Source organism: Pseudoalteromonas sp. M8, from assembly GCF_018141365.1.
Lineage (GTDB): Bacteria > Pseudomonadota > Gammaproteobacteria > Enterobacterales > Alteromonadaceae > Pseudoalteromonas.
Genome location: NZ_CP047239.1, coordinates 605,795 through 625,861 on the forward strand (window position 1 = coordinate 605,795; position 20,067 = coordinate 625,861).

Annotated in this window: 15 protein-coding genes and 2 pseudogenes; 9 read left to right on the forward strand and 8 right to left on the reverse strand. The window is 42.9% G+C overall.

Annotated features, from left to right (window positions below; all coding sequences use genetic code 11):
• Positions 1-46: 46 nt before the first annotated feature.
• Positions 47-616 carry an alkyl hydroperoxide reductase subunit C gene (ahpC, locus tag GSF13_RS02370; RefSeq protein WP_010377859.1) on the reverse strand — a complete coding sequence of 190 codons (570 nt, stop codon included), beginning with the start codon at positions 614-616 and terminating at the stop codon, positions 47-49.
• Positions 617-844: 228 nt separating this feature from the next.
• On the opposite strand from ahpC, the gene GSF13_RS02375 reads away from it, so the two are divergent.
• The 3 genes from GSF13_RS02375 to GSF13_RS02385 all read left to right on the forward strand — a co-directional run bounded on the left by GSF13_RS02375 (position 845) and on the right by GSF13_RS02385 (position 3,433).
• Entirely contained in the window at positions 845-1,267 is a 423-nt protein-coding gene (locus GSF13_RS02375; protein ID WP_211865905.1) for a DUF3429 domain-containing protein, read from the forward strand.
• A 130-nt stretch (positions 1,268-1,397) separates the two neighbouring features.
• Positions 1,398-2,177 (forward strand): GGDEF domain-containing protein, encoded by a 780-nt coding sequence (locus tag GSF13_RS02380; RefSeq protein WP_010607418.1) that lies wholly within the window; start codon positions 1,398-1,400, stop codon positions 2,175-2,177.
• A gap of 173 nt (positions 2,178-2,350) precedes the next feature.
• A complete protein-coding gene (locus tag GSF13_RS02385) occupies positions 2,351-3,433 on the forward strand; it encodes a methyl-accepting chemotaxis protein (RefSeq protein WP_174170641.1) in 1,083 nt (360 codons plus the stop codon).
• A gap of 109 nt (positions 3,434-3,542) precedes the next feature.
• Here GSF13_RS02385 and GSF13_RS02390 read toward each other — a convergent pair whose 3' ends face one another.
• From GSF13_RS02390 to GSF13_RS02420, 6 genes and pseudogenes are all read right to left on the reverse strand, one after another.
• Positions 3,543-4,001 carry a YrhA family protein gene (locus GSF13_RS02390; protein ID WP_223193770.1) on the reverse strand — a complete coding sequence of 153 codons (459 nt, stop codon included), beginning with the start codon at positions 3,999-4,001 and terminating at the stop codon, positions 3,543-3,545.
• A 448-nt stretch (positions 4,002-4,449) separates the two neighbouring features.
• Positions 4,450-4,710: pseudogene (locus tag GSF13_RS24960) on the reverse strand (hypothetical protein); the annotation flags it as partial.
• Positions 4,711-6,669: 1,959 nt separating this feature from the next.
• Positions 6,670-7,524: pseudogene (locus GSF13_RS24965) on the reverse strand (phage late control D family protein); the annotation flags it as partial.
• 294 nt (positions 7,525-7,818) lie between these two features.
• Entirely contained in the window at positions 7,819-8,391 is a 573-nt protein-coding gene (locus GSF13_RS02410) for a hypothetical protein (RefSeq protein WP_174169408.1), read from the reverse strand.
• On the reverse strand, positions 8,357-8,674 hold the full coding sequence (locus tag GSF13_RS02415; RefSeq protein WP_227387781.1) for a hypothetical protein: 318 nt from the start codon (positions 8,672-8,674) through the stop codon (positions 8,357-8,359). Before GSF13_RS02415 ends, GSF13_RS02410 begins: the two co-directional genes overlap by 35 nt.
• Before the next feature lie 63 nt (positions 8,675-8,737).
• The gene (locus GSF13_RS02420) at positions 8,738-8,992 is read right to left on the reverse strand and encodes a helix-turn-helix transcriptional regulator (RefSeq protein WP_174169409.1); all 255 of its coding nucleotides are present in this window, start codon (positions 8,990-8,992) and stop codon (positions 8,738-8,740) included.
• 281 nt (positions 8,993-9,273) lie between these two features.
• Here GSF13_RS02420 and GSF13_RS02425 point away from each other — a divergent pair, with 281 nt between their 5' ends.
• From GSF13_RS02425 to GSF13_RS02435, 3 genes are all read left to right on the forward strand, one after another.
• Entirely contained in the window at positions 9,274-9,627 is a 354-nt protein-coding gene (locus tag GSF13_RS02425; RefSeq protein WP_211865907.1) for a hypothetical protein, read from the forward strand.
• A gap of 297 nt (positions 9,628-9,924) precedes the next feature.
• Complete coding sequence (locus tag GSF13_RS02430) at positions 9,925-10,707, forward strand: Rossmann-like fold-containing protein (protein ID WP_211865909.1); 783 nt, start codon at positions 9,925-9,927, stop codon at positions 10,705-10,707.
• Positions 10,708-10,893: 186 nt separating this feature from the next.
• Entirely contained in the window at positions 10,894-11,742 is an 849-nt protein-coding gene (locus GSF13_RS02435) for a DMT family transporter (RefSeq protein ID WP_010604254.1), read from the forward strand.
• Positions 11,743-11,821: 79 nt separating this feature from the next.
• On the opposite strand, the gene GSF13_RS02440 is transcribed toward GSF13_RS02435, so the two are convergent.
• On the reverse strand, positions 11,822-14,305 hold the full coding sequence (locus GSF13_RS02440; protein ID WP_174169411.1) for a prolyl oligopeptidase family serine peptidase: 2,484 nt from the start codon (positions 14,303-14,305) through the stop codon (positions 11,822-11,824).
• A 137-nt stretch (positions 14,306-14,442) separates the two neighbouring features.
• Between GSF13_RS02440 and GSF13_RS02445 the strand changes: the two genes are divergently transcribed.
• The 3 genes from GSF13_RS02445 to GSF13_RS02455 all read left to right on the forward strand — a co-directional run bounded on the left by GSF13_RS02445 (position 14,443) and on the right by GSF13_RS02455 (position 19,868).
• The gene (locus GSF13_RS02445; protein WP_010604256.1) at positions 14,443-15,453 is read left to right on the forward strand and encodes a LacI family DNA-binding transcriptional regulator; all 1,011 of its coding nucleotides are present in this window, start codon (positions 14,443-14,445) and stop codon (positions 15,451-15,453) included.
• Between the two features lie 339 nt (positions 15,454-15,792).
• Positions 15,793-17,019, forward strand: a complete 1,227-nt coding sequence (locus GSF13_RS02450; RefSeq protein WP_010604257.1) for a threonine/serine exporter family protein — start codon at positions 15,793-15,795, stop codon at positions 17,017-17,019.
• Positions 17,020-17,291: 272 nt separating this feature from the next.
• Entirely contained in the window at positions 17,292-19,868 is a 2,577-nt protein-coding gene (locus GSF13_RS02455) for a TonB-dependent receptor (RefSeq protein WP_174169412.1), read from the forward strand.
• The last annotated feature ends 199 nt before the right edge of the window (positions 19,869-20,067 follow it).

Below are 20,067 nucleotides of genomic sequence, written 5' to 3' on the forward strand. Positions count from 1 at the left end.
ATCTAGATGGTTGAGATGGGAGTGCATGCCGCACTCCCCAGACAAATTAGATTTTGCCAACAAGGTCTAGTGAAGGTGCTAGTGTTTCTTCACCTGGCTGCCAAGAAGCTGGACATACTTCACCATCGTGAGATGCGATGTATTGAGCAGCTTGTACTTTACGTACTAGCTCTTTAGCACTGCGACCAATACCTAGGTCATGCGTTTCGATAACTTTGATTTCACCCTCTGGGTTGATAACAAAAGTACCACGAAGTGCAAGACCTTCTTCCTCGATCATTACACCGAAGTTACGAGTAATACGGCCTGTCGGGTCACCAATCATTGGGAATTGAATTTTCTTAATAGTGTCTGACGCATCGTGCCATGCTTTATGCGTGAAGTGCGTGTCTGTCGATACAGAGTAAACTTCTACACCCATTTCTTGTAGCTGTGCGTAGTAGTCAGCTAAGTCACCAAGCTCCGTTGGACATACAAATGTGAAATCCGCAGGGTAAAAGAATACGATTGACCATTTACCTAGTAGGTCTTGCTCAGAAACTTCTACGAAGTCGCCACCATGGTATGCAGTTGCGTTGAATGGTTGAATTTTAGTATTGATTAATGAAGTGCTCATCGCTTTCCTCACTGTTGTTTAGTTTAAATAATGTTGGCGATTACTGTTCGCCTTGGCTTGAGTACAAAGATAAGGGGAAGTGCTGATTAAATAAAATGGATTGTTTGAATCACTGTAATCGGAAAAACTGATAGCTCTCTTATAAGTGATCAACTAATTCAGCATAAGAGTATAAAAATAAGATAATTACGGTATGATCCCAGCAATTAACTACAGCAGAGCGTGACTATGCACCCGTACTTCAATCATATTCAACTTGGTTACTTTGGCTTTATTCCCTTTTTGGCTTGTATCGCTTGGACGCTAATGACAGGTGCATCGAGTGACGTGCTTCATGCTTTTCAGTTTTACAGTCTGGGGATTCTAGCTTTTATGGCCGGAAGTTTATGGCGTGCAGGAGAGCAAACCTACAAACAAGCGATACTGGCCGTGATTGTCGTGATCCCTTACCCCTTACTTAGTATTGCAGCACCACAATGGTTGCTTCTCTATCTCGCTATCGCATATTGGCTCGTATATTTTATAGAACGCAGTTCATCTCGCTGGGGTGACTATCATAAAGACTATCAAAAAATGCGAACGGTGCTGACTTCTCTCGTTTTTGTTAGTCATCTATTTATGATTGCTCAAGCACTTGAGTTAAACGCATAAGTGGCTTGCTTCTGAAGCTCAATTAACTATAACTAAAGATAACTGAAGCACCAGAAGCCAAAGTATTTTGATCAAACGCGCGTTACCACCCTTAGTAATATGGATAGCCATCATCTTTTTTGGTGGCTACATGTACTATATTGGTCACTACGAATACGAGAGCTACGAAGAGTTGTTCTGGTTCGGCATTTCTTTCACTTTATTCAATTTGATCACCAGAGAAATCGCAAATTCGTTCTTACGCATTGCCCTACTTGTGTATTGTGCGGGCCTACTCCTTGATATTATTGATAATTTCACCGACGGTTTTTCCATTCCCTTACTTAACTTTGACACTTCTTTAAAAAATATCGGCTTTTTACTCATCAGCTTTGGTTTTTACTGCATGATCACCAATAAAAGAGCCAGCATTACAGAGCTAAAAAAAGAAGTAGAGAGAAGAAGATTGTTAGAGGAGCGGATGCGGTATGAAGCTGACCATGATGCGATGACAGGCGTGGGTAGTCGTCGCGCATGTTTTGAAGGCTTGCAAACACATCGCTTTGATGATCAATGGCTACTCTACCTCGATTTAGATAATTTTAAGCAAGTGAATGACAACTATGGCCATCATATTGGCGACGAGGTTTTGATTAAGTTTACGCAGAATATGAAAGATTACTTTGGCTTAGATTACAGCTTTCGTATCGGGGGAGACGAATTTATTGCCTATATTAATGCAGTGCTTCCAGATACAGACGAAGTAAGAGCGGCATTATTAAAGGGATTACACGATTACAAAATTAACGTCAGTATTGGAATGGTCAAAGTTGACCCAGCTAAACAAGCTGATCTCATCATCCACGAAGCCGATGAGCATATGTATGGCGATAAGCGCGGTAAATCACTCAGATCTAGTGCTCGAGGATAACACTTAGCACTGTTTTATTGGTTAAATTTCAATGACGCTCAGCGCACCAAAATCCAATCACAATTCTACGCTAACTTCTCTAAATTTATAGCTTTTTTAAAAGCTAAAGAAGTAGCACTATTCTCCAATGATTGCTAAGCTTGCGTTAATATCAAGTTACAAGGGAAAATAACGTGTTTGCAAAACTATTTACAAACAATGAAACCCAACAAGCCTTATTAGCCGCGCAACAAGAGATTGCCAGTTTAAAACATGCGAATGCGCAATTAGTTGCTGAAAATGAGTCATTAAAACAAGAAGTTGTAAGCTCACAAGCTGCGCTCAATGATAATACTGACAATCAACTACTGCAGTGTGCATTGACTGGGTTAAACCAAGTGCAAGGGATCCGCGAAACCGTTCTTGCGAGCTTTATGAGTATTGAAGAAGAAAGCCATTCAATTGAGCAAGTAAACTCCGCCTTTTCTAAATCTGAAACCGCATTGCGTAAAATACTCACGGGAATGGAGCAGCTCGGCGGTAATATGGACAGAATGACCACCAATATTTCTGGCCTATCGCAGATGGCAGATAGCATTAATACCTTTGTTACGACGATTTCAAAAATTTCAGATCAAACGAATCTGCTAGCGCTTAATGCTGCTATTGAAGCAGCCCGAGCGGGTGAAGCTGGCCGTGGCTTTTCGGTTGTCGCCGATGAGGTACGCGCACTGGCAACCAATACCAATGAATCCGCTAACGAAGTCTCCGATTTAGTCAAAAAAATCATCGATACAACTCACACAACCGTGAGTGCTGTAGAAGAAATTCAAGCGTCTAATATCACGCTATCTGACAGTATTGGACACTTAAACGATGAATACGAAGGGATTGTAAGTTGTTGTGATTCAATGAAAGACACCATTTTGGTTTCTACCACTCAAACTTTTATCCAGACAGTAAAGCTCGATCATGTCGTTTGGAAAGGAGACGTATACAACGTTATTATTGGCAATAGCCATAAAAATATCAGCGACTTTGCCGATCATACGATGTGCCGCTTAGGTAAGTGGTTTGGTGGCGATGGCGCCCAAAAGTTTGGTGGTCACAATGCGTTTAAACGCCTAGAAGCTCCGCATAAAGAAGTCCATAGAGCTGGTGTAGAAGCAATGAAAAAGTTTAAAGCAGGTGATTCTCAAGGCGCAGTAAAACAGCTTAACCAAATGGAACATGCCAGCGTTGAAGTAATGGACTTACTCGATCAACTAGGGCATTGATAAGAAGCACTACAGGGCTTCTCAATTTACCCGCTTAACACGTAGAGTGGCAGTCACCGATTGAAAGCGGGTAACATTTCATGTAATCCTGAGCTGGTACAGGTATGCATTATTCAAACACACAACTCTCCTCAATTAATGCAAGTAACGCTTCTTCAAACGTTTCATACTCATCAATTATTTCCCAAGTAACTCTATCTATGACAGCATAGAGTCGGGTGTTCAAATTGAAAACTACACGACTCATGTTTTCATCAGCATATGCAATAAATTGCTTCAGGGAGCACTCTTCATAAAATGATTCATTGGCTTCAATTATACCTGGTAGATAAATTGGACTTTCGATGGTGTTTGCACCATACACGTTTAAACCATTTACAGAAAAACCATTTGAAATTTTTAATAATTCTATAAACTGGTCTGATATTTTCCCCTTAAAAAATCTTAATGAGTTTTCTTGCAGCTTTATAAGTTGTTTCTCAGTTGCAGGAGGAAGTAAAAAACCTTCTTGGTATTGCGATTCTTCTATTTTGTTTTTCTGTTCGATCAAATTGATTAGTACGCTCATCATCATCTCACTTAGGATAAACCAAGCCTTCGGGAATTGGCCAATCGACGTTTATTGTTTCATAGTGCGTCATTTTTGACGTCATTTTTTTTTGGTAAGTTGTAAATACTGAGTGTTCGGGGCTATTTCGTATGAGAACTAAATTATTGAAACTATTAGTTCCACCATCATCCAATGGGATTTTATGATGAACCTGCCAACCTTTTGGAACTTTGCCATCTGCGAGCTTTGCCACTTCTCTCTCATTCACTCCAAGCTTATTCAGTTGTTTAATTAATTCTGGCCTGTTAGATAAGCTTTTTAAAAAGTCTTTCCGTATACCATTATTGAATGCTTTACGTAAATCAGCATATTCAGCCCTATCCCGCTTAGTGTAGTTGATATTTATAGTTGAAATATTTTTTAATAGTAGCTCACTTCCTTTGTATTGCCCTTTAAACTCGGACTTAGCCCCCGGCAGCTCATTCCCTTTTGGCGGCTCCAATTCATCGGCTTTGGCTTTGGTGGGCTTGTCGGTAACGCCTCGAATTGGTGGTTGGCCTTGATATTCATCCAGTGCTTTATTAACTCGCTGTCCGATTTCTTGGGCGGCTTGTTGCATATGTTGGTCGATTTTTGGGGTGACCTCGTCTAGGCGTTTAACCGTGGCTTGCATGCCTTCGATGGCGGCGTCTGGAAGCAGTAGGTCGTAGTGCCAACTGCTAGACATTTCATCGAGTGAATCGCGTAGGCCTTTGACGATGTTTTTAACTTCCGTGGCGGATTGTTTTCCTAGGTCTTGCCAGTTGATGTCTCTTAGGTATTTAACTGGGTCGCCTTTGCCGAGCTTGCGTAGTACGGCAAGCGCAGCCGAGAGGGATTCTCCAGTATTTTTTAAGATAACCTTGCCTACGCCTTTGACTGCTGAGCCCACAACTGGTACTAAACCAATACCCGTTAGGGTAAAAGCAAGCCAAGCGTCGGTGTCGTTGGCTTCATCATCGTCGGTCAGTAACATGACATTGGCAATGATATCTCGTAAATCCATGACTTGGTCGATAATCGGTATCATGGAAATCAAGGTGCCTACCACGATTTGTGACGTAGAGGGGTTTTGATTAAAGTCGCCTTGTAGTGTGCCCCATAACCAATCACCTGCTTGGGTTGCAATGCCATTGGCTTCTATCAGTGGTGCGGTATTGCCGCTGCGTACCATTTCAGCCGCTTGCGCTGGGGTGATTTGTCCATACAGAGGGTTTTTAGGGCGATTATCTTCTGGCAGGTAATCGCGTTTATCCTCACCATATTGCACGGTGTATTGACCGGGCGGCGCATTCTCAATTTTTGCTTTACCGCTGTCGTCTAAGGTACCAGTCAACTCTGTGCCGTTTGCAAATCGAATGGTATAAGGTGCGCCCATAATTGGGCTGCCATCTTGATAGGTATAAGACAGCTCAATGGTACTGCTCATCATGGTGGCAATGCCATCGGCGGCAAGTGAGAGTCGAGCATTCTCAGAGAGCGCTTGAATTTGCGGTACACTCGGCATCGTGGCGCTTTGTTTACCACCAATATCTTGCTCCATGCTGCCGTCAAACACGGTCATGGCTTTGCCTTTTAAGGTCAGTAACTTGTCTGCAAAGATGTTGACGTTACCACTTGAGTCAATGCTGATTTCACTGCCACCATTGGCAAGGGTGAGGTTGCCAGAGCCACTGCCTTTTACTGTGATATTGCCTTGGCTTTGAATGATTTGACTTCCAGCCGGGGCGGTGATGGTGAGATTGTTGTCTGCCTTGAGGTTGATATCACTTTGGATAACACTGCGATGACTGCGACCCGCCTTAAGGGTCAAATCTTGTTTGGCGCTGGCGTCAATTTGATTGGCGGTGACGTCTAGGTTGGTTGCTGCATCAGCAATCACCGACTTTTTACTCTCCAGTGCCAATTGTTGTTTGGCGCTGGCAATAAAGGTTTTATTGGTGAGTAGTCGAATTGCGCTTTTAACACTGCCAAGTTGTATGTCTTTGGCTGCAAAAATATTCATTGCGCCAAGTTGCGCAAGCCAGTGAATATAAGGCTGCTTTTTATCACCATGTAACACCAAGTGCTGGTTGCCCGCTAAGGTTTGCAACACAATATGCGGGGTTTTTGGGGTGTCATCAAACATCAACAGGTTTTGGCCGCGAGAGCACAACACGTTTTGGGCGTTATTGGCGCTAGTAACAACAGATGGTTGCGTGTCATTAAGCGCAAACCCTAACAGGTAACTTTGGTCAGGGTCGTTGTTCATACAACCGATGAGCACATTACTGTCTGGCAGCAGTGGAAAGTGTAACCCTGTCGGTTGCTTTTGACCACGACAGGCGTATTGTGTGAGGCGCTTTACCGATTCAGTCACCTGACTATCAAAATGTACTTGCGTGGCATATTGCCCTTGGGTATCTAGATGAGGATTGGTCTTTGACCCCGACAGTGAACGTACCGTGGCGGTAAACACCATCGGCTTGGGACTATGCTCTGGGGGCGCGATACGTATTGGCTCACCCCGTGGTACACACACCGACTCGCTATGATATGCAACTTGCTTAGGGTCATTGGCACTGCCTTGCTTATACACCTGTTTACTGCGAATACAGGTATAATCGCCACCTTTCGCTGTGCCCAATTTACCATTTAACGAAAACGAATAACCGGCATTGGCTTCGGCTACGTTCCCTACCAGCGTGACTTCATTTTTACCTTGTTGATAGGCAAGCTCTAGATTACCTGTGCGCTCAAATTGCTCAGCAGGGTTTTGTGCAGCAGGCTCAAAATAGCTACGCTGCGCCGAGCTGACCGAAGTTGGCGGATGGGCATTCATATGCACTTGTGAGCCACCCATTCTAAAACGATGGCGGCTTTGGCACTGCGTAAACCCAACAAAGCCGGTTTCATGTTCGTGAACCAGACCATCTTTATCCGTTACCGACAGCAAGCCTCGCTCAATATAGGGGCTTGCAAGATTTCCCTCGGCAATCACTATCGACTCAATAAAATCATGGCATTCAAACCAATAAATTAAGCCGTACTTTGCTAAGAGTCGGGTGAAAAAGGTGTAGTCGTTTTCTAGTGCTTGTACGCACTGCGGTAGCGTGGGTAAATCTTTAGTGACTCGCCATTTTATCCGGTCTTGTGAATAGCCGGCTTTTTGTATCAGCTTATTGAGGACAGACTGGACATTGGCTTGTACAAAGATTTGGCTTTTTTCTGTTTGCTTAAGTAACTCAAGGCGAGGCTTTAAGACCACCTCTGCACCACAGGTGTGCTCAGACACAAAACCAGATTGGATATCAAACAAAGTCCCAGTGAAATATGTTGATATTGCATCTGGTGACTCAATTTCAAACGTGAGCATATTGCCGACGAGTAATTCATCAGCCAGGTCAAATTGGGATTCTAGGTTCGCTTTGAGTAAAAAGCCGCTATTGATACAGGTCGTGAGTTCAAAATCGACGACATGTACAGGATGGTTAGTACCATACACCACAATCCTTGTTTGCATTTTTTATGTCCACTGTTGTTGGTTAAAGCCGTTCCACCAATACGCGGTACTATTTCCTTAGAACACGTAATGGGCTACTTCTAATACTTTATCATGTATATAAATCAATCTACACCCAAACTTTACTCTTTTCTCTCAGGTAGGTCAGGACTAGTTACTCCACCGCCTGCTGCTCCTGTTATTTTTTTAGCTATATCATTGGGTAACAATATCATGAGAATTCTCCAATTTTAATAAAAGTAACCTCTGCACGTTATGTGATAGTACAAAGCTAATTTACTCCGAGCCATGCTCTCACATTGAGCTGCGGCTTGTAGAGTCACGACGAGTATAGAAACCACGATAAGCATCAATGACTAATGAAAATACAACCAGCACGGAAAGAATAGTGAGTATGTGCATCAAGCTTGGGTACGCGTTATAGATAAACATTGGGTTAAAGTCAGTTAGCTTTCTAAACCCTCGCTCGATAAGGGACGCAGTTTGAATGAGAGCAGCACTTGCTAAAATGAGTATGTAAGTGAGCTCATTTGGTGTTAGGGAAAAGTCTTTTGCGCTTTTTTGTGCAAAGCGACTGATAAAGCTTAAATTGAACTGCGCTATATAGTTTGCAATCTGTTTGCGTTTTATGATGAGCGCCATCAAAAGCAAATTTTGCGTCGCCATTATAAAGTAAAACCATCCGCCCAGCTTTAAAGCAGGTTCATACAGTGCAATGTCTAATGTGCGTGCAAATAAAATATTGACTGCTAACCATTGAACATTAGGGCTGTCTTTACTTAGAAAGACTGAAATTATCAAAACCACCCAAATCGAAATATTGATTAGGTGGTTATTTTCCATTATGACTTGATATAACGTACTCATGATTTCTCGTTGCTAGATTTAAAGTAAGGCGTTGTATCGCACCTTCCACTTGTTGAGGATCAACTTGACCGCCTCCACCACCAGCTACACCGCCAGAGCCCGTAATTAGTCGCAAGTACTTGTGAGAAATGACTTGTACTACAGAGGTCGCTATATTGTCTCTTACTTGCCTACGGTTAATTTGAGCGCAATCACCGACCACACCACCCGAACCGATAATACTGCCTAAGTGTTCATCAGGAAGTAGTTGCTTTGAGATGTAATTAGGTTCTTTTTTATACACTTTGTATTCCTTATGTTAATAACATTTGTATGCATAGTGTAACAATCTTGATTGCAAATTGCGCTATTTAATCGAGGTTGGTATCGGTATCACCAAGTTCATCATTACTGCTTTTTTTCGCTTTGGTAGTAAAGACTTGGGGTTCAATCCACAAACAATGTACATTCTAATTACTTGGTTTAAATCCGGTGTTGTCAGGCCGCTCTCCCAGTTGTAGATGGTTTGTTTCGAAACGCCCATCTTCTTTGCAAACTGAATTACAGAGTATCCTGCGGCAAACCTCAGTTGCTGTACTAAACTGCTTGCTTTAATTGTCATTTATCTTTTCCCTTAGGGTACTCCATTAATATTCTTTTACTAACAATGACAACGCTATAGTCCTGCCTGAGCCTTGTTTGTGTATTTTGTGTTAAACAAATGAAACGGTCAAGTGTGAAAATATGAAACAGTCTAAGCTTTTGGACTCGTACCTTTGTAAGATCTGACACTAGAAGGAACAGTAAGGCGCTGTACTTGAAGTAACGCACACTGAAAAAGCAATGCGTTACGCACATCACGTTCCTTTTTGGCATTTTCAGCATATTAAAAAGGACAGCAACATGAGAAAACGTAAGACTGAAACGTTTGAAACAAGCATGACGCAAATTGGTGAGCCCGAGAGTTCAACTGATTTAAGCACCATGAAGCTACGCGTTGAGACCCAAGACGCAATCGAAATTATATCCTTCCGATTACTCATCTATATTTTATCTGGAAAGTGTTCTTTTTTTAGTCTCTCTGGACTGCATCAAGATACTAAGTGCCCATTATGTGCGTTAGCGTATCGCCAACGTGAGCAAAAAGGTACACAACGAAAACTTATAGCTGACAAGCAAAACGGACAGATAAACCAACGATCCAAACCGCACAAAATGCTATGGCAGGCACAAGACTGGGGGAAATATTTAGAGTGACTTCGCGTACGTTTGACCGCCTACGCACTTTCCGCCCTCAAGAGGATCAACCATTAACTATGCTTCGCCCCGCCATCTTTACTATTTCAACGTTATGTTTAGTAAGGGGAGCAATTACACTGCCGCTAGCCATAGTTTTCCCTGAAAAAACCACCAGTTTTGCAATTGTGGCTGGAGGAGTTTGGTTTTTGACTGTTGTATTTTGTCTAGTTGGTTTTAAACTAATAAAAGAGCCGATTGCTACAAGATAATAGCCGGATTTGATAAACTCCTCGTTTTACTGATTTAGACTGTTTCATGATACTCGATAAAAACTGGCGTATTCTTACCGTTGGCGATGGCGATTTAAGCTTTTCATATTCATTAGCAAAACATTTTGCTCCAGCCCATCTTACTGCCAGTGTGTACGATAGTGAAAGTGAACTTAAGCATAAATATCAAGATAATGCATTTGATAAACTACATACTCTAGGGATTGATGTAGTGACTCAATTTGATGTCACAGAGGCACATTGTTGGCAAAAAGTGCCGTCGCATGCCTTTGATGCGGTAATTTTTCAGTTTCCTCTCATTCCTGCGTTTGACTCGCTTGAAAGCTTCAAAAACCAGACTTTGAGCGTTAACAGCCTCAATCGGAAATTGCTGCGAGAATTCTTAATAAACGCAGCGGCTCATGCACTTGATCCTAAAGGCGCTCAGCTAGGGATCATTACCTCTAAGGACGTAAAACCTTATATAGAGTGGGATCTAGAAGGCAGCCTGATCAACGGACTTGAACAATATTACCTCGGTCAGTCTCAGTTTGAGATTTCACAGTTCCCAGAGTATCAAATTCGCAATGTCGACCGTGATAAACATGTAAAAGACACCAGCGGCATTAGCTATTACTGGTCTGTTAACCCAGCTCACGCCATAAAAGAAAAACTCAAAGTACCTGATTATTTGGGTGATAACTACTGTACTATTTGTAGGGCTGGCCCTTTTATCAATGACCGCGATAGGCTTGCACACTTTAATTCGAAAAAGCATAAAAATATGCAAAGACATGAAAGTGCTTGGCTTAACTACCTGAATACGTAAGCACAATTGGAACGATAACAAAAAGAAAATACTGAAAATTAAAAGTAAATAAATCAACAAATAACCATTTCAAAAACCAATAAAGGCATAAAATATACAAAAGTAATTGAGCCATTATTTAGACACGATTAGACTAGCCTTATATCGCCATCTTTTAAGCTTGTTATTTATCTTGTTGGGGTCTCAATGTCACTACTTAGCCGCGACTTTGTCATTGCGATTTTATGCCTGCTTTGCGCTATGATCACCATCCAATCTGGAGCCTCTATTGCCAAGCAGTTATTTCCATTTGTTGGGCCTGAGGGCACCACAGCATATCGCCTAGGATTTTCAGCTCTTATTTTGTGCTTGGTGTTCAAGCCTTGGCGTCATTTACCGACAAACTGGCGACCACTCATCGTCTATGGCCTATGTTTGGGCGGCATGAATATCACCTTTTACTATGCCATTGAACGTATCCCTATTGGCATTGGTGTGGCCTTAGAGTTTACCGGGCCACTCGCCGTAGCGCTATTTTCATCTAAACGGAAACGTGATTATTTGTGGGTTGCATTTGCTATTTTAGGAATTTTGCTGTTGTTACCAGATCTTGGCGATGTCAATGGTTTGGACCCAGTAGGTGTTGCTTTAGCCTTGGTTGCTGGCGCTTGTTGGGCAGGATATATTCTCTATGGTAAGCGCTCAGGCAACGAAAGCTCCGGCGGGGTGACTGTGGCAATCGGCATGACGGTTGCCGCGCTTACTATCGTACCGTTTGGCGTGATGTCTCAAGGTGTAGCCCTCCTTAATTGGTCACTTATTCCATTGGGTATCGCAATTGGTTTGTTATCCAGCGCCCTGCCTTATAGCCTAGAAATGGTAGCGCTTCGAAAAATGCCCGCACAAGGGTTTAGTATTTTAATGAGCGTTGAACCTGCGGTTGCGGCGTTGGCTGGCTTTTTAATTCTTGGAGAGTTACTGACTGTTTGGCAATGGCTTGCTATTTTTATGGTAATTACCGCTTCCGTCGGCAGTTCGGTGTCTAGTAAAGAGTAGATAGCTTAATTTTCGTATAACTGAAATAGGGTAAATGGAGGGAGTAGATCTACTACTCCCTCTATTGAATCGATTTATGTTAGTTAACTGTCGCTTCCGTTACGAGCGGTATCACTTCTTCTGTTGATGCGCCTTCAAGAACAGCGTCTTCCTTCTCAGAAAACAGATACTTGTCGAGCCACTGCTCTTGCTCCCAAAGCACATGTAAAATACTTTCTCGTGCTTTATACCCATGGCCTTCTTCTGGCAACATCACCAGCCTTGCATTGGCACCTAAACCATTCATTGCAGCAAACATACGTTTAGACTGCATAGGAAAAGTACCTGAGTTTGGATCTTCCTCTCCATGGATCATCAACATAGGTTCATTGATTTTTTCCGCGTGGAAGAAAGGCGACATGCTGGCATAGACGTTTTGCGCTTCCCAGAAGTTACGCGGCTCACCTTGGAAACCAAATGGCGTCAAGGTGCGATTATAAGCCCCGCTTCGTGCAATGCCAGTGGCAAACAAGTCACTATGGGCGAGTAAGTTAGCCACCATAAATGCTCCATAAGAATGCCCTGCAATCGCAATGCGCTTAGGATCTGCTATACCTTTTTCTACTAAGGTATCAACAGCAGCTTTCGCACTCGCAACCAATTGCTGCCTAAATGTATCATTTGGTTGTGTGTCGCCTGCCCCGACAATCGGCATCGTCGGATCATCAAAAACAGCAATACCTTTTGCTAAATACGGCATTGGCCCCCAATAGCCAATATATGGGAATTGATAAGGCGATTCACGCACCTGCGAGGCAACGGCTTTATCTTTAAACTCAAGCGGATAAGCCCACATCAGCACAGGTATACGACCTTTTGATGGGTCATAATCTGTAGGAAGATAAAGATTACCGGATAACTCAACGCCATCATCACGTTTGTACTTGATTTGCTCTTTTACAACGCCTTTAAATGCAGGATAAGGATGCGCAAACTTAGTTAGCTGCTCCAACGTATCAAACTGTAAGTCACGGACAAAAAAGTTAGGTTGTTCTTGGCGTGACTCACGCACGGTAATAAAGCGCATACCTTCGTCATCTAACATTGCACGCACTCTTTCGTAATAAGGTTCGCTCGACTGCCAAATACGAGTTGAAGTATTGGTTTTTACGTCAAAACGATCTAAAAAAGGAATGTTGCCTTTCTCAGATGCACCGTTGCCCGTTAAAAACAAATACCTGCCTCCAACTAACTTCAATACTCTTGAACCTAAATCACTATTTTCATATACAAAGTTGCCAGGATCTTTGTATGCATCATTATAACTGCGCTCTGAAAACACCATGCGATTTTGCTCTGGATTACGCGGAGAAAATACAGAAGAACGAATACTGCGATCGGCAAAGCGCCATTCATTCAAAATCGCAACATTGTTATCAGCCCATTCAATACTTGAAAAACGACGCTCTACTTTTGCGAAAAGTTCAGGTTCCTTTTTGAATGGCGAACTAATCGTATAAAGGTGGTCATGATAGTCAACCTCCACACTCATATCCCCACCATCTTGCGCTTCGGCCCATATCAGTGTCGCGCCATGGTCGTCACGCCATTGGATCTTTCGAGGCCCTTCTCTCACGCTATCAAAGCCCGCAGGCAGTGCGTCGGCTAGTGGTTGTCTTGCAACTTCAAATAATGGATAGCCACGCATTCCCCACACTTGCCATACCGCTGGAAAACGGCTGTAAGGCACTTGGAATGAGAAGGGATCTGCCATCATACCAACCACTAGATTGGTAGAGTCTGGCGAAACAGAGAAATGTTTAAGATACGTTGGATTACCAATTTGCTGCGCGCTGGCATTCAGATTTAGCTTAATTAACTGCCCCTCAGAATAAAACTTAAATAGCTGAATATCATAGGGACTAGACAATAAATTCTGATAAGTGCGTGTTGATGCTTTTTTGCCAGATGTGGTTTGTATTATTGGCGTTAGGCTGGATTTATCTTTTGCGCTTGGCTGTTTGCCATGATTAATAGCAATATTCGCGATAATTGCAGTACTGTCTGGCAACCACTGGTATGGCGTTGAAGTCACCACGCCATTTAATGTTGATTGAGTAAGCTGTTTAAGATTGCGCTGCTCAATATCGTAAGCCCAAAGCGTAGCACTATTTTCTTGTTCAAGAATAAACGCAAGATAGCGGCTATCTGCACTCCAGCTTGGAGACTTGATCTTGCCTTTAGGTAGACCTGTCACCTTAATTAAGGCACCGGTTGCGACATGTTTAAACTCAATAGAGCTATATTGGCGGCTGGAGGTCCGCATAAAGGTTTGCGGATTGAACTTTATCCCCGCAAGCGCTTGCTCTGGCTGTCCAAGCTCTTCGAGCGTGAGTACCCTATTGCGCTGTAACAATGCCAACCAATTACCATTTGCACTCAATTTAGAGGTTGGGATCAATGGTGCATCAACAAGCTTTGCCAGCTCTGGAGAAGGTGTCATGTAGCCTTGCTCTTGTGCACATACCGTATATGATACGGTAGTCATTAATATGATAAATGTGATTTGTTTTAATAATTTCACTGTATTTACCTATCTTCGGCGTTTAGCAGGTGATCATATAACGATTATCGGGAAATGTGCAGAGATTTGCGATTTAATGCGATGAAAACTTGATGTACACTTAGTCACTTAACCAGCCATAATTGATACGAATTAGCATGAACAACGATAAAAAACTCGCTAAGGTTACCATTTTTGATGTTGCCGAAGAGGCACAAGTTTCTAAATCAACAGTATCCCTTGTCCTAACGCATAGCGATAAAGTCAGCGATAAAAGCAAAGAGAAAGTACTAAAAGCCATCGAAAAGCTGGGGTATGTTTATAATCGCGACGCAGCAGCGCTACGTAGTAAAAAGTCTAATCTTGTTGCGGTTGTTATCAACGACTTAACTAACCCGTACTCTGCTCAGCTTGCTGTTGGATTAGAAAAGCATATTTACGCATTAGGTATGGTGCCTATGCTGGTAAATACAGGCGAAGACTTTAATCGCCAACGCCAAGTGGTTAACACACTTAAAGAATACAACGTTTGTGCTTTTGTTATGGTGCCTGCACCAAGTACTCCACGAGAGTGGCTGGACCAATTGGCTGACTCTGGATTTCCAGTTATTACCATTATGCGTGAAGTGGCTTTCGCGAAAGCCCCCTGTATTCTACCTGACAATAAAAAAGGGACTCACCTAGCAACGACTCACCTCATTGAGCAAGGCATAAAAGACATTGCTTTTCTGGGTGGTACTCCCGAAATTTCAGATTACCATGAGCGACTGTCTGGTTTCCAAAGCGCTCTAAAGCTCAATGGATTAAATGAAGCGCAACCTGCGATCGCTGCTCCAACCAATCGCCAAGGGGGCCGAGAAGCGTTTAATACTCTCATCACTAACCATAAAGAGATAAAAGCTATCGTTTGCTTTAGTGACGTCATTGCATACGGTGCAATTGAAGCCATGCGCGAACATGGACTGGTACCTGGTGAAGACATCAAAGTTGTCGGTTTTGATGACTTGCAAGACTCCCAGCTGATGAAACCCGCATTAACGAGCGTTAGAATTGATGCCGACGACATCGGTAAGCGGACATGCCATACGTTATCCGAAATTTTAAACAAATCGCAACCTGCCGTTAGAACCCTAGTGGATGTGTCATTGCAGATCAGAGAATCATCGTAACTCTTAGCGCTTAGCAATAAATGTAGCGCTGATACCTGTTTATAAAAAATGCAAATATTTGCGGCCAAAACTATAGACATTACTGAGAATCTGGATAGAATTCGCAGCAATCTTGGCCGCCAAATTTACCTATGCAAATAGTCTGTTGCGAATATCAAATTCGTGTGCAAAAACATAACTAAAATCTAGTAAAAGCAATGATATGTACCTTACTAGCAGCGCGTACCCATGATGAGCTCAGTTTGATTTTTTTAATTTCAAACACCATACTTTTTTAACATTTTCGCCAATTCGCTTCATTCAGTAGAATTGGCATTACATATTTAAGGTTCTCTTTCGTTGAATAACGCAACCTTTACAGAGAAACGCCGCTTTATTGTGAAGTTAGGCAAAATGCTTCACAAATACGGTACCCCTGCCTATCGACTCGAAGCACACTTAATGGAAGTAGCCACTCACTTAGGGTTAAAGTCTTCCTTTGTCATGTCTCCGACGTCTGTCACTTTTGTGATTTGGACCGAAGGTCATGAAGAAGAATATACCCATGTGGCGCGTGTTGATCCTGGCGACCATGATTTAGGTTCATTGGCAGATACAGATGACGTCGCAACACGCGTGTTATCTGGTGAGCTCTCAATCCAAGCAGCCGAACAATGCCTCGAAGCCATTTTGCACGCTAAGCCTCCGTATAATAAGTTAATGACGGGTCTTGCATTTGCAACTTCAGGCGGTGCGTTTGCAATGCTGATGGGGACGAGCTGGAATGACGTATGGTGGTCGGCGCTACTATCGCTTGTGGTCTACTTATTCGTGCTTTGGGCGAGTATTTCCAAACGCGTAACACATATGCTTGAGCCTTTGGTCGCCATCGTATCAGCGGTTGCTGCCTGCGCTGTGTCTGTGTACATTGACCCGCAGGTCAACATCCGTTTGGTGGTACTTTCGGCCATTATCGTGTTTATACCTGGCTTGGCGCTCGCGCTTGGGTTTGCGGAATTATCGGCTCGTCATCTAGTGTCAGGCACCGCTAGAGTCATGGACTCTATTATGTTGCTCTTTAAGCTCTACTTCGGTGCATTTTTGGGGATCAGTTTAGGGTTTGCGTTTTTTGGACAAGTTGATTTTATACAACCATCACCATTACCACGTTGGACGGCTTGGCTTGCAGTGCTATTACTTTGTAGCAGCCTAGTTATTATCTTTAGAACAAAGTTACGCCATGCAAGTTGGTCACTCGCATCAGGCTTTATCGCCTACGCAGCCAGTATCAGCTCTGCGGTTTACTTTGATTATGCACTTGGTACTTTTGTAGGTGCATTTGCAGTGGGTGTCTTTAGTAATATCTTTAACCGTGTGGTAAATGCCCCTGCGTCCATTGTTGCAATGCAAGGTTTGATTGTGTTGGTCCCTGGTTCTAAAACCTATATTGGACTTAATTCTTTAATTGAAGGCCAAAGCTTTGTTCATGCGGACCATATTGGCCAACAAACCTTTTTAATATTTATGTCTCTTATCGCTGGCCTTATCTTCTCAAACGTTGTACTGCCACCTAAAAAGAGCTTATAACGCGCAAAAAGAACTGGAAAGGCGACTTTCCAGTTCTTTGTAGTTATGAATGTTAACAAAAAACAAAGCGAAATCACTCTAGTAAACTTAATTTAAACAGCACAAAATCCAGAAAAAATTATTTTATAACCATATATTTCAATAAAATAAGAAAAATTAAAGCAAAAAACCACCAAATTCATAACTATTCATTTCAATTCAAGATTTAACAAACCCCGCTGGTGTTTAATCTTTCTCGAGGTCAACCACAAGTAAGCACTCAAGGGGAATTTATGTTTCGCAATAACAAGAAAAAACTGGCTGTATTAATCAGCCAATCTTTGCTCGGCTCGGTACTTTTTGCACCGGGTCTAGCTCTCGCTGAAGAAAACAACAATCAAGAAGCAGCTAAAAATGGTGAAGTTGAAGTTATTCAAGTCAGAGGGATCCGTGGCAGCGTTGTTCAATCACTCAATACAAAAAGATACTCAGACGCCATTGTTGATGCAGTAACCGCCGAAGACATTGGCAAATTTCCAGATCAAAACGTTGCCGAATCATTACAACGAATTACCGGTGTTTCAATCACGCGTAGTTTTGGTGAAGGTGAACGCGTTAGCATTCGAGGCACAGGTGAAAGCCAAAACCGGACCTTATTAAATGGTCAAGCTGTTGGCTCAGCGGACTGGTGGACTAACTCAGCGGCGAGCCGTGGATTTAACTACACAATGTTACCCTCTGAAATCATTTCTGGGCTTGAAGTTTACAAATCACCAGAAGCCGATATTGACGAAGGCTCTATTGGTGGAACCGTGATTGTTAGAACACGTAAGCCGCTTGATTTAGAAGCAAATAAAATTGCAGGTTCAATTATCGCACAGCACAGCGAAGTGTCAGGTGAAACCGACCCGCAACTTTCCGCTATGTACAACTTTAAGACCGATGATGAATCTTTTGGCGCCTTAATTTCTGTCGTGCGCCAAGAGCGCAACTTACGTCGTGATGGTATTGAAGCGTGGTCTTGGACCTATCGTGATATCACACTTGAAGACGGTACCGTCGTCGACAATGTCTACAGCCCGGGCGGTGGCGGCTCAGCAATGTTCTCACAGCAGCGCGTGCGCACGGGTATAAACCTCGCCTTGCAATATCGTCCAAATGAAAATATGGACATTGTATTCAATGCGTTAGACTCTACACTTGAAGCCGACAATGAAAACCAAAACTTCCTGTGGTTACCCGGTTACGGCGGCTCACAATATACTGACATTACCGTTATCGACCACCCCGTAGTTGGAAAGATGGCCGTCGGCGGGACGCTTGGCTTATCACCAGATGGTAATAACATTCTGGATGAGACCAAAGTACGTAACTCTGAGCTCAAAACCAAATCGTACGACTTAAAAGTTGAACATCAAGGGCAACTTTGGGAATCTTCATATCACTTAGGTTACACAGAAGGTTCGGGTGGTTCACAAGCGGATCGCTCCGTTGGTTGGGAAGGCAACTATGTTCACAGCTTTGATGCGTCACAAGAGGAAGACGTAAAGACCAGTTATGCTGCCGATCCAAACGATGGTGATAAATGGAATTTAGGCTTTTTACGTTATGACAGCAATGATGCGAAAGATGATGAAACTTATTTTCAAGCCGATTTTAAACGCCCAATTGATGTCGCTATCTTTAACCAGATCAAAGTAGGCTTTAAATATCGTGATCACAGTCGTTTTAATACCAAACACACAACGGATAATCGTACCGACTTAAACTGGAGTCTAGCTGATTACTCTAAAGCCATGCCTTCTGATTACCTTTCAGGCATAGGCTCAGCAGGCACAACGCGCAGCTATGCAATCACTGATTCAGATAAAATACGCCAAGAAGGTGATGCGCTGGGTTGGAATTACCGAGTATTGAAGGCCAGTACTTTCGATATCAATGAAAAAATTACCGCAGGCTACATTAAAGCGAATCTGGATGCAGATGGTCTACGCGGTAATTTAGGCGTAAGGCTTGTAAATACCAAACAAACCTCATCCGCGTTTGCAGGTGAGTCCGGTGCTGAGGTATGGACAACGGAAGAAAAGGACTACTTCGACATTCTTCCAAGCATTAACTTGGCAATTGACTTAGATGACGATTTATTAATGCGTTTTTCTGCGGCACGAGTTATGTCTCGCCCAGATTACGCCGATATGACAGCATCAACCTCATACAACCTAGAAACACAAACAGGCACTGGCGGTAACCCTGACATCGACCCATATCGAGCGACGCAGTTTGATACCGGTATCGAGTGGTACTTTAGCGACGCAGGTCTTTTTTCTGCGGTATTTTTCTACAAAGATATTCAGTCGTTTATCGAGAGCCAACCAGCACTTGAAACTCACGAAGGTAAAGAAGTGCTGATCAGCCGCCCTGTTAATGGGAAAGCAGGCCGCATTCAAGGCCTAGAAGTGGGTTATCAACAAGAATTATACGAAGGTTTTGGCGTTGCAGCTAACTATACCTATGTAGATGGTGAAGCCAAAGATGATGAAGGTAACGACATCACCATCCCAGGCAACTCTGAGCATACTGTTAACTTGAGTTCTTATTATGAAAACGAATTCATTAGTGCCCGTATCTCATACAACTTCAGAACAGGGTATGATACAGGTCGCGACTGGCCAGGATACATTGACGATTATGGTCAAGTAGATGCTAACCTTACCTATAACTACAATGAGAATGTGGCATTTATTCTTGAGGCCATCAACTTGACGGATGAACATACATTTAGCTATCAGGAAAAGGGAGTTGAGCAAGCACTAACGGGTGTCTATGCCGATGGAAGGCGTTTTAGCGCGGGGGTTAGATTTAACTTCTAACACCGAATAGCGAATGAAACTTTTACCGCTAAATCTGGTCTTATTAGTCGTAAAGAAATAGTTTCATGACTCGAATTAAGTCGCTTCCAAGCTAACACAGGTTCGACTTAGTAAACTCCCTGCCAGGAGTTCCAAAAAGCTGATAGCGTTTGCTATCAGCTTTTATTATTTAAATTTCCCTTATATTGTGGTTATATAG